Annotated in this window: 14 protein-coding genes and 1 pseudogene; 7 read left to right on the top strand and 8 right to left on the bottom strand. The window is 45.3% G+C overall.

The features are described from left to right. Positions 1-24 precede the first annotated feature (24 nt). The 6 genes from RH85_RS12720 to pspA all read right to left on the bottom strand — a co-directional run bounded on the left by RH85_RS12720 (position 25) and on the right by pspA (position 6,750). The gene (locus tag RH85_RS12720; RefSeq protein ID WP_006712776.1) at positions 25-3,123 is read right to left on the bottom strand and encodes an efflux RND transporter permease subunit; all 3,099 of its coding nucleotides are present in this window, start codon (positions 3,121-3,123) and stop codon (positions 25-27) included. Beyond that, entirely contained in the window at positions 3,116-4,201 is a 1,086-nt protein-coding gene (locus tag RH85_RS12715) for an efflux RND transporter periplasmic adaptor subunit (RefSeq protein WP_006712774.1), read from the bottom strand. The genes RH85_RS12720 and RH85_RS12715 overlap by 8 nt, the downstream gene beginning before the upstream one ends. Position 4,202: 1 nt before the next feature. Further along, positions 4,203-5,234 (bottom strand): efflux RND transporter periplasmic adaptor subunit, encoded by a 1,032-nt coding sequence (locus tag RH85_RS12710; RefSeq protein ID WP_006712772.1) that lies wholly within the window; start codon positions 5,232-5,234, stop codon positions 4,203-4,205. A gap of 170 nt (positions 5,235-5,404) precedes the next feature. Beyond that, positions 5,405-5,821 (bottom strand): envelope stress response membrane protein PspC, encoded by a 417-nt coding sequence (gene pspC / locus RH85_RS12705; RefSeq protein WP_174269579.1) that lies wholly within the window; start codon positions 5,819-5,821, stop codon positions 5,405-5,407. Next, on the bottom strand, positions 5,784-6,017 hold the full coding sequence (gene pspB, locus RH85_RS12700) for an envelope stress response membrane protein PspB (RefSeq protein ID WP_006712768.1): 234 nt from the start codon (positions 6,015-6,017) through the stop codon (positions 5,784-5,786). Before pspB ends, pspC begins: the two co-directional genes overlap by 38 nt. Positions 6,018-6,081: 64 nt before the next feature. After that, positions 6,082-6,750 carry a phage shock protein PspA gene (gene pspA, locus RH85_RS12695; protein ID WP_006712767.1) on the bottom strand — a complete coding sequence of 223 codons (669 nt, stop codon included), beginning with the start codon at positions 6,748-6,750 and terminating at the stop codon, positions 6,082-6,084. Between the two features lie 220 nt (positions 6,751-6,970). Here pspA and pspF point away from each other — a divergent pair, with 220 nt between their 5' ends. From pspF to RH85_RS12665, 6 genes are all read left to right on the top strand, one after another. Beyond that, the gene (pspF, locus tag RH85_RS12690) at positions 6,971-7,960 is read left to right on the top strand and encodes a phage shock protein operon transcriptional activator (protein WP_006712765.1); all 990 of its coding nucleotides are present in this window, start codon (positions 6,971-6,973) and stop codon (positions 7,958-7,960) included. Between the two features lie 177 nt (positions 7,961-8,137). After that, complete coding sequence (locus tag RH85_RS12685) at positions 8,138-9,757, top strand: ABC transporter substrate-binding protein (protein ID WP_006712764.1); 1,620 nt, start codon at positions 8,138-8,140, stop codon at positions 9,755-9,757. Continuing rightward, positions 9,758-10,720 carry an ABC transporter permease gene (locus tag RH85_RS12680; RefSeq protein ID WP_006712763.1) on the top strand — a complete coding sequence of 321 codons (963 nt, stop codon included), beginning with the start codon at positions 9,758-9,760 and terminating at the stop codon, positions 10,718-10,720. Then, the gene (gene sapC, locus RH85_RS12675; protein WP_006712762.1) at positions 10,707-11,594 is read left to right on the top strand and encodes a putrescine export ABC transporter permease SapC; all 888 of its coding nucleotides are present in this window, start codon (positions 10,707-10,709) and stop codon (positions 11,592-11,594) included. The genes RH85_RS12680 and sapC overlap by 14 nt, the downstream gene beginning before the upstream one ends. Beyond that, positions 11,594-12,589, top strand: a complete 996-nt coding sequence (locus tag RH85_RS12670; protein ID WP_006712761.1) for a peptide ABC transporter ATP-binding protein — start codon at positions 11,594-11,596, stop codon at positions 12,587-12,589. The genes sapC and RH85_RS12670 overlap by 1 nt, the downstream gene beginning before the upstream one ends. Further along, positions 12,586-13,371 (top strand): peptide ABC transporter ATP-binding protein, encoded by a 786-nt coding sequence (locus RH85_RS12665; protein WP_006712760.1) that lies wholly within the window; start codon positions 12,586-12,588, stop codon positions 13,369-13,371. The genes RH85_RS12670 and RH85_RS12665 overlap by 4 nt, the downstream gene beginning before the upstream one ends. 165 nt (positions 13,372-13,536) lie before the next feature. Here the strand turns inward: RH85_RS12665 and RH85_RS12660 are convergent, their stop codons facing one another. Further along, complete coding sequence (locus tag RH85_RS12660; RefSeq protein WP_006712759.1) at positions 13,537-14,442, bottom strand: manganese-dependent inorganic pyrophosphatase; 906 nt, start codon at positions 14,440-14,442, stop codon at positions 13,537-13,539. 234 nt (positions 14,443-14,676) lie between these two features. Between RH85_RS12660 and RH85_RS12655 the strand changes: the two genes are divergently transcribed. After that, positions 14,677-15,882, top strand: a complete 1,206-nt coding sequence (locus tag RH85_RS12655) for a putative manganese transporter (protein WP_006712758.1) — start codon at positions 14,677-14,679, stop codon at positions 15,880-15,882. A 55-nt stretch (positions 15,883-15,937) separates the two neighbouring features. Here the strand turns inward: RH85_RS12655 and RH85_RS23015 are convergent. Continuing rightward, positions 15,938-16,167 (bottom strand): annotated as a pseudogene (locus RH85_RS23015) (methyl-accepting chemotaxis protein); the annotation flags it as partial.

The raw sequence follows: 16,167 nt of genomic DNA, 5'->3' as shown, positions 1-16,167 counted from the left end.
TTAATTTAGCTGTGTCCCATTAGATTAACTCGGAACCGCAACACGGTGGAAGAGTCGATATAAAACCGGAACCACTATCAGTGTGAGCACGGTGGCAAAACCTAAACCAAACATGATGGTCACCGCCATCGGTTTAAAGAAAATATCCGGCAGCAACGGCACCATACCTAGAATAGTGGTAATCGCCGCCATACACACTGGACGCACTCTACTCAACGCAGCATCGACAACCGCAATGTAAGCATCTTTACCTGATTGGATCTCGATATTGATTTGATCCAATAATACAATGCCGTTTTTCAATACCATTCCCGATAAACTCAAGAACCCAAGTAGAGCCATAAAACCAAATGGGGTATTGAGGGCCAGTAACCCCGTTGTCACCCCTATAATCGCCAGTGGCACCGTACACCAAACAATCAAAGGTTCCTTAACGGTGTTAAACAAAAATACCGTTATCAAGAACATAAATAGATAGCCCATCGGCATCGTCGTAAAGAGCGAAGCTTGCGCATCACCTGATGATTCATATTCTCCCCCCCACTCTAAGCTGTAGCCAGAAGGAAGTTCGATCGCTTCTATTAATGGTTGAATGCGTTTTTGTAACGTCGCCGCGGTCTCTTCTCCTAAGAGATCAGGATCGGCCATTATAGTCAGCATACGTTTACGGTTTTTACGCACAATAATTGGGTCTTCCCAACGTAGGTCATAACCTAATGTCACTTGTTGCAAAGGAATATATTCGCTCAGTGCCGGGCTCCAAATTTTCATCCCTTCAATATTGCGAATATCCACTCGCTCTTCTTCAGGCAAACGAGCCACAATTGGCATCAGGGTGGTACCATCGCGATAAACCCCTACCGATTTACCTGAAAATGACATGGCTAAGTAATCATCAACATCTGATTTTGTGATGCCGTAACGTCGTGCTTGGCTTTCGTTAAACAGCGGTTCCAAAATTTTGGTTCGCTCTCGCCAGTCATGACGAATGTTCGTCGCTCCGGCATCAGCTTGCATGATCGCTTCGATTTGCGCACCAATAGTACGTAACACCGTAGGATCAGAACCAATGACACGCGCTTCTATTTTCGCCCCTCCACCCGGGCCAAGTTCAATTTGTTTGAGCTTGTAGTTTACCTCTGGGAATCCTTGTTCGAGATGCAGTCTAAATTGGCTCATCAAATCGGCCAGCACTTCGTAATTTTTTACTCGGATCGTGATTTCACCGTACGCCGCATAGCTCTTCTCGGGTGCGTAGGTCAACATAAAACGCTGTAAACCTTTACCTGCCGTTGTCGTCACGTGGCTAACACCATCTTGGCTAACCAGCCACTGCTCCATCGCTTTCAGCTTAGTGTTGGTCGCTCGAATATCGGTACCTTCCGGCAACCAAATATCAGCTTGAAATATCGGCGTGGTTGAAGAGGGAAAGAAAGACTGCTTAACATGAGTAAAGCCATAGATACTGGCGACTAAGCCGAGCAACAATACCACAATCGTCAGCCAAGCCCGTTTCATACAAAACTCTAAGAAGTTTTTATAAACCACGAAAATCACCCCGTTATACGGGTCGCTGTTTTCATCACCTTGAGGCGTTTTCATACCACGGAAAAACAGATCTGCAAAAAACGGTGTCAATGAGATAGCGGTAAACCAACTCAACATTAAAGAGATAAGTAGTACCGTAAATAAAGTGCCACAATATTCACCGGTAGAATCCTCAGATAAACCGATGGGAGCAAAAGCGGTGACAGCGATGACCGTCGCACCCAGCAATGGCCATTTCGTTTGCGTGACAATATCGGTTGCGGCCTGTAGCCGAGTCCTCCCTCGTTGTGTACCAATTAATATCCCTTCCACCACCACAATGGCATTATCCACCAGCATCCCGAGCGCGATAACTAAAGCACCAAGGGAGATTCGTTGTAAATCAATCTGAAAGTACTTCATGAAAATGAAGGTACCGAACACGGTCAACAGCAGGATCAGACCAATCAACAAACCTGAACGCAGCCCCATGAAAAACAGTAGAACAATAATCACTATTGCCACCGCTTGTCCCAAACTCACCACAAAACCCTGTACCGATTTATCGACTTCTTTAGGCTGACTGTAAATTTCCGAAATACCGACCCCAACCGGTTGTTGGTACTTCAATTCCGCGAGCCGTCGGTCAAACCGCTCACCGACTTCGACCACGTTTACCCCTTGGGCAAACGAGACCCCTACGTTGAGCGCTAGCCGGCCATTAAAGGTAATTATGTTGCTCGGCACCTCGACATAACCACGGGTAATATCCGCTACATCACGCAGATAAATTAACCCCTGAGCACCGCTTTCTGTGATGATCAAATCACCCAGTTGGTCAACATTTTGAAACTCACCGGTAGGATGAATGCGGATATATTCATCACTAATGCGCACGGCGCCTGCTGAGGAGACCACGTTTTGCGTGGAGAGCAAATCGAACACAGTGTTAGGGGCTAAGCCTAAACTACTCAAACGTTTCATCGATATTTCAATGAATACTTGTTCTTGCTGCTCACCCGTCACTGAAACTTTACTCACCCCATCAATGAGTTCAAGTTCACGCCTGAGGTAATCAACATAATCAAGCAGCTCTTTGTAGCTATAGCCTTCTCCTGTCACGGCCAATAAGATACCGAACACATCACCAAAATCATCAATCACTTGCGGATCATTCACCCCGGGAGGTAGTGTGCCTTGGAGATCATTGACTTTACGACGCAATTCATCCCAAATCTGCGGCAAATCATCTGGGCCATAATTGTTCTTCATCGTCACGGTAATTTGCGACAACCCACGGCTGGAAATCGAATTTATCTCATCGACATAAGTTAATTGCTGAATGGCTTTTTCGAGCGGATAAGTGACTTCTTCTTCCACTTGTTGTGGCGTGGCTCCAGGGTAGGAGGTGACGACCATGGCATCTTTGATGGTAAAAGCCGGATCTTCTAAGCGACCTAAACCGAAAAAGGAAGCGATGCCACCAATCAAAAATATCAGCGCAATCATCCAGCTAATAACGCGATTGCGAATAAAATAGGCAGCTACACCAGTGATTTCACTGTCATCTTGCGCCGTATTCTGAGCGTTATTCATTATCAGCCTCCTTGCCAATCACTTCGACTTTCACCCCATCGGTCAATTTAGCGACACCAGCCACCACGACCTGTTGTTGGGGTTCAAGGCCATCTAACACTTGAATGGTGTTCTGGCTGGCTTTGCCAACCTTAATTTTTTGCTTAGTGACGGTATTATCGGCATTCAACAACCAAACAAATTTGTTACTGGCATCCAGATCATCCCCATCCGCATTGAATATCGCCTCAATTGGGATTTGCACACCACGCTTTAAATCCAATCCCACTTGTTCGCTTCTAGAGGTCACCTCCACCGCCATTCCATCGAGAATGTACTCCTCCTCTGGCATAGGTAATGATAGGGTGACATTAAACGTGCCCGTTTTAGGATCAGGCTCAGTAGTAAATTCTTTGATTGCAGCGTGATATTCATTGCCACTTTGCACTTTTACAATGGCATCAATCCGCGCCAATTTGTCTTGTTGAGGCTGGTTTACATAGATGCGGTCGGGCAGCTGGATTAGGATTTCAACATTATCAATACTGTGGATATTCACCACTTGCTGGCCCACTTGAATATTCTCAAACTGATCGACGGACACCCGAGATATAATGCCATCAACCGGCGCTTTTAATTGAGTAAACGACAAACGCAATTGCGCCAATTGCAGTTCTGCCCACGCGATTTGTCGTTGAGCGGCGATTTCATCAAATTGCGATTTGGCCAACAGTCCTTTATCCACCAAAGGCTTAGAGCGACGATGTTGACTGTTGATCACCGAATAGCGTGCCGAGGCATTATCCACATCCAACTGGTAATCGGTGGGCTCTAATTGAGCAATCATGGCGCCTTTCTTAACTTTGTCGCCTTCTTTCACATAAATTTTATTTATTTCACCCGAGACACGAAAACTCAAATGTGATCGCTCTGCAGCATTAGCAACTGCAGGAAAATAAAGGCTATCGCCTTTGGATTGGCTATCTATGGTCACGACGGACACTTTAGGTAAACCAAAATCAACATATTCAGCTTTATCACCACAGCCCATCAAAGTCAGCATTAAGGTGAAGCAGGCTAAAACCATTATATTTTTCATCCTACAATCCTCGCTCCTTGACCCACTCGCGCACTTTAATGCCCGCTTCTATTCCGCTTACCCCTGAGATCACAATTTTGTCGCCGTTATTTAATCCTGATAGCACCTGCCGGCGATCATTGAGCTCCACCGACACTTTCTCAACAATCCCTTGATCATTGACGCGCCATACACAGGTTTTGCCACTTTCATTAAATAACGCGGAAGCCGGTATTCTTGTCGCGGTTGAGGAAGCCGCGACAATACGCACTGCCCCTGACATGCCGGGTAAAATACCAACATTTGAAGGGCGCTCCATAACCATGGTTACTTTATAAGAACCGGTTTTAGGATCGGCTTCCGTATCGATTTCTTGGAAGGTCAATGAATACTGACTATCCGGAAAAGCATCAAAAACCATACTTGCCTCTGGATCGGCGCCAGTAGAGAAGCGATTGAGTAGATGATCCGGCAGCTGGAAAAATACCTTCATTAATTGATTGGTTTGAATATTCATTACCCCTTGCTTAGCGGCAATATACTCATGATTTTCACCGGGAATGAGCGAAATCGTTCCCTGATAAGGCGCAACTAATTTGGTGTATCTTAAGTTGGCATTCGCTTGGTCTAAACTGGCACGGGCTGAGTTTCGATTTGCCTTCGCTTGATCGAAATCTTGCTCTGAAACCACTTTATCCTGACGCAATTTTTTGTAGCGCTGATACTGAACATCCGCTAAACGAAACTGCGCTTGAGCTTGCTGAGCGAGGAGATCATATTCATCAGGATTTAGCGTGGCGAGAACCGTCCCTTTTTCTACGGATTGACCCGCAACAACATCGATAGTTTGTAATTGCCCAGGAACGCGAAAAGCCAATACCGCGCGATCTCCCGCTTCAGAAGTTGCAGGGAAACTGCGCGTGAAAGCCGAGTTACCAACAGTAACTGAAAACAATTTCGCGGGACGAGAGTCAGGTTCGGGGATGGGGGGGAGATCTTTGCCGCAGCCATAAAGCAAGGTGGCGACAATAAGTAGCAAACAAGTCTTGTGCATAATCAATCATCCCTAATGCTGGCAGATAAAGCCCTAAAGCAAAGATAGATGACCCTTGTACACTCTGCCACTTTGCGTGGCGGTTTTCCTTGTCAGGATTCGCTAATAAAATGAATAGCTTGAGAGGTGAAAACACCCCTCAACACTGGTTACCACTCATATGGTGGTATTTACAACTTACTAAATTCTCGATTTACTTTGAATGTATCTGAAGTTACATACGCTTCCATACCACGTACTTTTCCTTCCAACTGTTCAAAGTCCTTCTCCAGAGTATTTAATAGCTGCTCAGGTGATTGACCCGCTTGCCAAGGCTTATTCTTGAGTTTATGTTCTTGTTGATTTTTCAAACTCTGAACATAATTATCTGGTTGTTTTTCCAACATGAAACTTAACGCAATATACGCCAGCAACACCAGAAATGAACCGCCAAGTAGCGCAGCAGAAATAAATAAGATCCTAACCAACCAGACTTCTGCACCGATATAGTGAGCAAGACCTGCGCACACACCGCTTAATTTGCCATTGCGAGTATCACGGTAAAGTTCTTTACTCATAACGACGCCTCCATGTTGGCGACTCCGCATCCAAAATACGCTCAAGGGTTTCAACGCGCTTTTGCATCGACTCAGCACGCTCAGACAATTTCTCTAAACGCTGAAAGTCTTCTTGCGATAAACCACTGCTGGTTTTGCGCTTACTGCGATAATGGAGAATCAGCCATATTGGAGCCACAAAGATCAAAAACACGACCAGTGGTAATGCAATCCAAAACGAAGACATAAGTCACTCCTAAATTAGTCATATAGGCAGGCTTTTCGCCTGCCCTAGTGGCACGATACGCCGATTATTTTTTTTCTTCCATTTGCTGTTTTAATTTCGCAAGCTCTTGTTCAATCTCATCTTGCGCTTGTAACTCAGCAAATTCTTGATCAAGGGATTTACCTTGACCGGTTTTTGCGTAAATATCCGCTTCCGCTTCTAGCTCATCAATTTTACGCGAGTATTGGTCGAACTTTGCCATCGCTTCATTCGTGCGGGCGGTATGTAAATGACGCTGAACATCGCGGCGATTTGAAGCCGTTTGACTGCGGATCGCCAGTGCTTGCTGCTTTGCTCGCGTTTCCGTGATCTTCGTTTCAAGCTTACCAATTTCACCGGTGAGCTTATCAATCGTTTCTTCTACCAAGGTTTGTTCAGTGTGCAGGCCTTTCAGCACATCTTGCAACTTTTGTTTTTCAATCAAAGCGGCGCGAGCAAGGTCATCACGTTGTTTGGTCAACGCCAAAGTCGCTTTTTGCTGCCACTCTTGCACTTGGTCATCAATCGCTTCCACTTTACGCGCTAGCTCTTTTTTATCCGCAATGGCTTTAGCAGAATTAGTACGAACCTCGACTAAAGTGTCTTCCATCTCTTGGATAATGAGACGAATCATTTTTTCCGGATCTTCGGCTTTATCTAAAAGCGCACTGATATTTGAATTTACGATGTCGGCAAAACGAGAAAAAATACCCATGAATGACTCCTTATCAATTTTCATATCTGCATTTAAACACATTGTTATTGGTTACTATCAAATCGCATGCCAACTTTTAAATTTGAATAAAAACAATTACTTAATAAAAAACGATAAATACACTCTTGTATGAATGATAAATTTAACCAACTATAGTTAAATTTACCAATCATGGCTTGCTCACCTTTTTATCAGCAAGCCACTTAAATCTAGGTGAACGATGAATCAGAATCTTATCGGTGAATCCCCGGCTTTTCTGGCGGTGCTCGACAAAGTCTCTAAGCTGGCCGCGATTGAGCGCCCGATCCTTATTATTGGCGAACGAGGAACCGGTAAGGAATTGATCGCACAGCGCCTACATTATCTTTCGAAGCGTTGGGATCAACCCTTGATCTCATTAAACTGCTCGACCTTAAGTGAAGGCTTGATTGATTCAGAGCTCTTTGGTCACGAATCAGGATCATTTACCGGCTCTAAAGGGCGTCATAAAGGACGTTTTGAACGTGCAGAGAATGGCACGCTATTTTTGGATGAATTAGCGACCGCGCCACTGCTGGTGCAAGAAAAGCTGTTACGGGTAATTGAATATGGCCAATATGAGCGTGTCGGGGGGCATGAATTACTCAATGCGAATGTTCGCCTGGTGTGCGCGACCAACGCCGATTTGCCAGCGATGGCTGATATCGGTACGTTTCGTCCCGATCTGCTTGATCGCCTTGCCTTTGATGTCATCCACCTGCCGCCTTTACGTGAACGTCAAGAAGACATTTTGTTACTCGCGCAGTACTACGCCATAAAAATGTGCCGTGAATTAGGGTTTGAATATTTCGTCGGTTTCAGTGAAATCGCCCAACAGAGCTTATTGAATTACCCTTGGCCCGGTAATGTGCGCGAACTAAAAAATGTGGTTGAGCGTGCCATTTATCAACACGGACAAGCTGAATTTATGATTGAGGAATTAGTCTTTGACCCGTTCCATCGTCCAAGTAAAATCTTGCCAGAAGCAGACAGCACAGCTGAGCCTAGTGCTGCACAGTTTGAATTTCCACTCGATTATAAAGCGTGGCAAGAACAACAAGATCAGCAGCTACTGACTGCGGCACTGGAACAAAGTAAATTTAACCAGCGTAAAGCAGCTGATTTATTGGGCTTGAGCTACCACCAATTACGGGGCATGGTAAGAAAATACGACCTAACACGCGAAGATTAGCGTCCAATCAAAGATTACACAGGTGTTCAGGCTACGGGGCTTCTATATTGATTATATCGGTATAAAATAATCACACCTTTACCGCTTATAAAATCGCCTTAGAAAACAATTAGTAGTCAATGGAGTCTTGAATCGGGCATAATGGGGAGTTCCGTTGTGCTTTAAAAGCCAAATAATATGAAAGCATTCATACAACTGACCCTGAGCTTTGTCGCCGCTGGCCTTCTAGCTGGATGTGGGGAAGAAATCAGTCACGAAAAAATTCGCCAAAACGGTTTTGTTTTTTGTGGGCAAGCTGGCCCTTCAACATTCAACCCCCAACTGGTGGATAGTGGCATTACGTCAGAAACATTAAGCTCTCAGCTTTTCGATACCCTACTGACACTTGATGCAAAAACTTATCAACCTATACCAAGTTTGGCTGAAAGTTGGCAAGTCAACGACGACGGTACCGAGTACATTTTTACTCTTAAACCTAATGTGTCGTTCCAAACTACCGCTTGGTTCACGCCATCACGTACCTTAACGGCTGATGACGTCGTATTTAGCTTTGAGCGTATTATCGATACTAACCACCCTTTCCATTATGTTGGTGGTGGGCTTTATCCGTGGTTCACTGGCATTGATTTCCAAAATTTGCTGGTCGATGTTGAAGCGCTAGATGAGCAGACCGTTAAGTTTACCCTCGCTCGCCCTAACAACACCTTTCTATCCAACATTGCCACCAGCCATGCGGTGATTCACTCACAAGAGTACGCAACCCAATTACAATTGAGCGATGAACTCTCACTGATTGATAGCCATCCTGTCGGCACCGGCCCATTTTACTTGGATGACCATCAAATCAATGATTTAGTGCGTTTAAAACGTCATCCTCAATATTGGGCTGGAAAGCCTAAAATGAAGCAAGTCGTGTTTGACATTTCACATCGAGGCACCGGTACTCTGGCGAAATTGCTGCGCAACGAATGTGATATACTCACCGCGCCTCGTTCAAGCCAAATTCCGACCATAGAAAATCACGATGCCATCACGCTCACGGCTGAGCCAGCAATGAACATCTCGTTTGTGGCAGTCAATACGGCCCATGAAGCACTCAGTGATGCGCGAGTGCGTAAAGCGCTCAACTATGCGATCAATCGTCAAAACATCCTAGATTCGGTCTATTATGGGACGGGCAGTCAAGCCTATTCCGTACTTCCACCGACGTCTTGGGCCTACAATGGTGACAGCATCCAAGTCCGTTACGATCGTAATTATGCCATCGCCTTATTGCATGACGCAGGTTATGCCAAAGGACTGACTTTAAATATGTCAGTGCCACTGGAACCTCGTTCATACAACCCAAGCCCACGTAAAACGGCAGAATTGATCCAGGCAAATTTCGCCGAAATTGGTATCACCCTAAATCTATTCATGGATGATCGCCTTGATCGTTCTGAAATAAAAAATATCAATGACATGGATTTGCATCTAACCGGTTGGATAGCCAATACCGGCGATCCTGATAACTTCCTTCGTCCTTTGCTTTCATGTGATTCAAAGCGAGCGGGACTCAATGTCGCCAGGTGGTGTAACCCAGATTTTGACTTCCTGCTTGATTTGGCGCTCGAAGTCGATAAACCGCGCTATCGCCTCAATTTATACAAGCAAGCGCAAAACATTTTGAATGAAGAGTTTCCAGTGATTCCATTAAACCATGGCATGCAATTCCAAGCGCATGACAACTCGTTGACAGGATTTAAGGTGAGCCCATTCCACGCTCAACCGTTTGACAGTATTGAGAGGATAAAATAGATGCTGATCTATACCATCCGACGACTAAATCTGTTTTTCATTACCTTACTGATCTTAACCATTATTGGTTATAGCTTGCTGCGCCTTGACCCAAGTTCACCTTGGGCGCTGCAAGAGTACTGGAGTGGCTGGACAACCTACCTTGGAGAGCTGTCTCATTTAAACTTTGGCGTCAATAAAGCTGGCGTACCTATCATCGATGAGCTCCGCACGGTTTTCCCCGCGACACTAGAACTCTGTCTGATTGCCTTTGTTATCTCACTATTAGTTGGGATTCCAATTGGCACCATCGCAGGTATGAAGCAAGGAAAATGGATTGACACTTTTATTTCGTTTACCTCAATGTCTGGTTACTCTGCGCCTCTTTTTTGGGTCGCGCTAATGATGATCATGGTGTTCTCACTGCACTATCAGATCTTCCCTGTCGCAGGGCGTTATGATCTGCTCTATCAAATTGATCACGTGACTGGCTTTGCGTTAATTGATGCTTTCCTAACGGAAGGACCTTACCGTGCTCATGCACTACAAAGTGTGATTGACCATCTTATCTTACCTTGCTTGGTCTTGGCGCTCGCTCCAACAACACAAGTTATTGGTTTAATGCGCACGTCCGTTGCGGAGGTAATGAGTAAGAACTACATTCGTGTGGCCAGAATCAAAGGTTTAGCCAACCATGAAATTGTTACCCAGCATGTGCTGCGCAATGCAATTCCGCCTATTATTCCTAAAATCGGCGTGCAATTGGCCAGCATGCTAACGCTAACGATTGTGACTGAGTCAATATTTAACTGGCCTGGCATTGGGCGTTGGTTACTTGATGCCCTATCAAACCAAGATTATGTGGCGATTCAAGCTGGGGTAATTGTTGTGGCGACCTTAGTGTTAACGGCAAACATTTTGTCTGATTTGATCGGCGCAATGATCAATCCGCTGATTAGGAAGGAATGGTATGCTAACCGATAATATCTACCAAGAAGAGCGCATTCCGACTCAATTTGAGCGTTTTTGGCGCAGCTATAAAGCCAACAGTCTAGCGATGTTCGGTTTATGGTGTTTAGCTCTGATCATTTTAATCACACTGGTTTCACCGTGGCTGCCTCCGCATGATCCACAAGCGCAAACCAGTGAATTACTGCTGCCACCATCTTGGAGCCCTGCAGGTACGGTAGAATACTTCCTCGGCACGGATGATTTAGGCCGGGATATTCTTTCGCGCTTAATCGCGGGGACACAATTAACCTTTGGCGCGGCAGTGCTGATTACCGCTATCGCAGCGGCGCTAGGCTGTTCTATTGGAATTTTAGCCGGTATGACCAAAGGATTACTTTCCAGTACCTTAAACCACTTGCTTGATACCGTGATGTCTATTCCTTCACTGTTGCTAGCGATTATTTTTGTTGCCTTCTTAGGCTTTGGCGAATTCAACATCTTGTTAGCGATCTGCCTAGCTTTGATCCCCCGTTTCATTCGTTCCGTTTATATTGCGGTACACAATGAAGTGGAAAAAGACTACGTGATGGCCGCTCGTCTTGATGGTGCCAATGACTTCTATTTATTGTGGAACTCCATTTTGCCAAACGTGCTGGTTGTAATTGCCAGTGAAGCAACGCTTGCGTTATCGATTGCCATTTTGGATATCACAGCACTTGGCTTCCTCGGACTCGGTGCACAAGCTCCGAGCGTTGAGTGGGGCGCAATGCTCGGTGATTCTGTTGAGCTTATCTATCTAGCTCCTTGGACCGTGACCCTACCCGGATTAGCCATCATGTTTACAGTGGTGATGGTCAACTTAGTGGGTGAAGGTGTACGCCAAGCTCTGAATGCGGGAATCGAATAATGCCGTTATTAGATATTCGACACTTAACGATCGAAATTGAAACACCACAAGGATTGGTGAAAGCTGTTGATCGCATGAGTTTAACCATGAACGAAGGTGAAATTCGTGGTTTAGTAGGTGAATCAGGCTCAGGCAAGAGCTTGGTCGCCAAGGCCATTGTTGGTGTTTGTAAGGACAACTGGATAGTCACCGCTGACCGCATGCGTCTGGGTAATATTGACCTATTACAATTGACACCGCGCGAAAGACGACGGGTGATCGCGCGCGATATTGCGATGATTTTCCAAGAGCCATCAACCTGTTTGGACCCTTCAGAGGAAGTGGGCAAACAATTATTGGAGTCTATCCCTCACCGTTCATTTGACGGCAAGTGGTGGCAAAGACTGACTTGGCGTAAAAAACAAGCGGTAGCGCTGCTGCATAAAGTCGGTATCAAAGATCATAAACAGATCATGAGCAGCTACCCTTATGAATTGACCGATGGTGAGTGCCAAAAAGTCATGATCGCGATGGCGATTGCAGCTAAACCTAAATTGCTCATTGCCGATGAGCCAACCAACGATTTAGACCCGATTACTCAGTCGCAAATTTTGCGTCTACTCAGTCGCATGAATCAGGTACACAACACCAGTATTATGCTGATTGGCCACGACTTGACCACCATCACTCAATGGGCGACCCGCATCACTGTGATGTATTGTGGTCAATCGGTTGAATCCGCCGATACTGATAAGATTCTTGCCCAACCAAAGCATCCATATACTGTGGCCCTGCTCAAAGCGATGCCCGATTTCTCGGAGTGGATACCACATAAAGAAAAATTGCAATCTTTACCAGGCAGTATTCCCCCACTACAACATCTGCCTATTGGTTGTCGCTTGGGTCCTCGCTGCCCTTACGCACAACGTCAATGTGTTGAGATCCCAATGGCTCAACGTGTTAAAAACCATAAATACGCGTGTCACTTCCCGCTCAATATGGAGAAGAAATCATGAGTGCTCTGTTAGAAGTGACAGGCTTGTCGAAAACCTTTAAAACTCGTTCAGGTCTATTTAGCCGCAAAGAACAAGTCGCGGTTAAACCGGTCAGTTTCACCTTAGAAGCAGGGCAAACTATCGGCTTTATCGGTCAAAATGGTTCCGGTAAATCGACCCTTGCCCGTATGCTCGCTGGCATGGTTGAACCAACCGCTGGTGAGATTCGCGTCAATGGTGATTTGTTAGAACATAAAGATTATTCAACGCGCTGTAAGCTTATCCGTATGATCTTTCAAGACCCTAACACCTCTTTGAATCCTCGCATTCAAATTGGGCGCATTCTTGAAGGGCCACTAAAACGTAACACCAGCATGCCACCAGAAGCGCGTGTCAAACGAGTGAAAGATACTCTGTTAAGAGTCGGCTTACTGCCTGAGCATGCCTATTTTTATCCACAGATGCTGGCTACGGGGCAAAAGCAGCGTGTCTGTCTTGCTCGTGCACTCATCTTACAGCCATCGATTATTGTCGCTGATGAAGCACTTAACGGCTTGGATATGGCAATGCGTTCGCAAATCATCAACCTATTTCTTGAACTGCAAGAAGAGATGGGCGTATCGTTTATCTATGTGTCTCAGCATATCGGGATTGTGAAACACATAACTGATAAAGTGATGGTGATGCATCAAGGCGATGTGGTGGAAGCTGGCGATACCCAGCAAATACTAAGTTGTCCTGAGCATCCGATCACGCAGCGGCTGATTGAAAGTCACTTCAACAAAGCGCCGTGTTTCAAATAAGACGCGGATTGTAATTATCTGAAGCAAACTTATACCGCGAAACGTCAGCCAGCGTAAGTAAGCTAACGTGAATAAAAATCGCAGAAATGACTGACGAAAAAAAACCATCCTCGCGGATGGTTTTTTCATATCTGGACACTCACATGATGAGTATTCGCTAATGGCTTAAACCAACTCAGCTTGTAGCCAAGGCCAGCCTTGTTTCTTACGGCTTAGTGTATTTTCCATCATTAGCATGCCATCAACTTCGTGCTTCACAAGTTTCTCAGCCCACTCACCTTTGTACAGTAGACGAGTTTGCGCTGTAGTGATGTCTGTTAGCATTACCGCTGCAAATGCTAGAGACTCTTCGTTACAACGACGCTCAAGATCAGCTTCTAGTGCTTCAATCATGCCATCAACTTGCTCAAGAGTTGCAAGTTCAACCTGACCAACAACCACATCACGGCCGTTGAAAGGGTAACCTTTCAGATCTTTCTCTACGAGTTCAGCAGCTGATAGACCTTCGATGTTCGTTTTAGCGATCAGTAGATCTTTGATAAACGCGTCAACATCTTGCACGTCAGCGATTTGAGCAAGTTCTGCAACTGCATCTTTATCTTTTTGCGTACAAGTTGGTGATGCGAAACCTACGGTGTCAGATAGGATAGCTGACATCATTAGTTTAGCGATTTGAGGCTTGATTTCATGGCCTTCAATCTTAAACATGTTGAACAGTACTGTGTTAGTACAGCCTACAGGCCAGATCCAAGCTTCCATTGGATTTACTGTCATCACATCACCTAGACGGTGGTGGTCAACAATACCAAGAATTTCAGCGTCAGCCACGTCATCTGGTGCTTGTGCAAGATCTGAGTAATCTACTAGCCAAATTTGTTCGCCCGCTACGCTTGTACGTAGTTGTGGAGAAACGGCACCCGCCACATCTAAAATGTGTTGAGTTTCGCGGTTGATTTCGCCTTGGCGAATTGGCATCGCTTCAACGCCACGTGCTGTTAGTAGCTCAGTTGCTACGATTGCACTACAGATACTATCACTATCAGGGTTCTTGTGACCTACAACTAAAATCATTGCTCTTCCTATTAAGTCTTATTTCGTACCTCCACGTTTTACATCGTGGTTTTCACGCTTTTAGTGTGATTTAGGCACTTTACTTACGAAAGTCGATACTTTACCTGATTTTTGCAATTTGTCATCGGTTTCAGCAAGAGGTGATCAAAAAGAGGCTTCAATGCAATTACTTGTTGCAAATAATTCTCATTTGCATATATTTAGAATGAGAATCATTTTTATTGAGCCTATTGTATGAATCCTTCTTCTATTTCGCATCTGCCTCAGTGGTTATCACTTGGCCAATTTAAACTGGCATACAAACGTCTACTATTGCCAGTTGTTCTAATCGCACTGGTTACCACCGATCTAACCCGTGAAGTCGCGGTTAATACCCTTTCTGATGCGTTTTGGGCGGTATCTAGCTATGTCGCGTTTACCTTGGCAATTTATCATTACGCGTCATTATTTATGAATAAAGAGAGTAAGCTGGTCTCGCTGTATAACCGCTCTCGCAATCATCAAGTCGCGTTCGCTGCAATATTAGGCGCTCTGCCGGGATGTGGCGGCGCGATCATTGTCACCACACAATTTGTCAGTGGTCGCGTCGGTTTTGGCGCTGTGGTAGCGGTGCTTACGGCGACCATGGGTGATGCGGCTTTTCTGTTACTTGCCAGTAAACCCGATGTTGGTCTTGCGGTCGTTGCTCTAGGTGTTGTTGTTGGCTGCTTATCAGGCTGGGCGGTCAATGCGATTCATAAAGATGACTTTTTGAGACCCGATCTAAAAGAAGCATTTCAAACTGGCCGTTGTCAAAACAACGCCAAACAAACACAACTAGAAGAGAAAGCGATCAACCTCCAAGGTACATTTTGGAAATGGTTGTTGCTACCGGCAACAATCATTGCAGGTTTAGGCTCATTTCAAGTCGATATTAATGCGCTATTCCATTTGCCTGAAATGAGTATCGAGTGGATGGGAACTGTGCTTATCACTGTGAGTATGTTGCTGTGGGCGATGACCAAAGAGATTAAAGATTACGAGTCAACCGTGTCTGAAGATACAAAATGCGTCTCTTCGCATCCTTTGCAAAAAGCGGCACAAGACACCAACTTTGTGACTGCTTGGGTGATCGTCGCTTTTATGGCATTTGAATTGATTACTTTCTTTGGCCATATTGATTTACCCACGGTTTTTTCGGGTTGGGGGCCTTATATGCCGTTAATCGGATTAGCTGTTGGCTTGCTGCCCGGTTGCGGACCGCAGATTTTGGTCACCAGTTTATATATCTCCGGTGCAGCCCCTCTCTCGGCGCAATTGGCTAATTCAATATCCAATGATGGCGATGCGCTCTTCCCTGCCATTGCACTGGCGCCCAAAGCGGCTCTAGTTGCCACGTTTTACTCAGCAATTCCCGCCTTAATCGTCGGCTATGGTTTCTATTTTCTGTTTGAGATGTAATAAAAAACCCCAGTTGCTTGCTCAAACAACTGGGGTTAATTACTCATTAACGCGGCTATGATTTAACTTTGAATTGACTCATCTGATCCAATATCGCTTTCGCCAACTGCTTCACTTCCTCACTCGCTTGAGTGGTTTGATTGCATGCATCAACGGTGGTCATCACCACGTTGTTAATATTCACCACATTACGATTAATCTCTTCCGAGACAGACACCTGCTCATTCGCCGCACTTGCGATCTGAATATTCATGCCATTAATCGTATCGACCGTGCTATTAATCT

Origin of the sequence: Vibrio ichthyoenteri ATCC 700023, from assembly GCF_000222605.1 — a bacterium.
In the GTDB taxonomy this organism is placed as follows: Bacteria; Pseudomonadota; Gammaproteobacteria; order Enterobacterales; family Vibrionaceae; genus Vibrio; species Vibrio ichthyoenteri.
The sequence above is the reverse complement of the archived record's forward strand: the minus strand, read 5'-3'. Positions and strand labels throughout refer to the sequence as shown.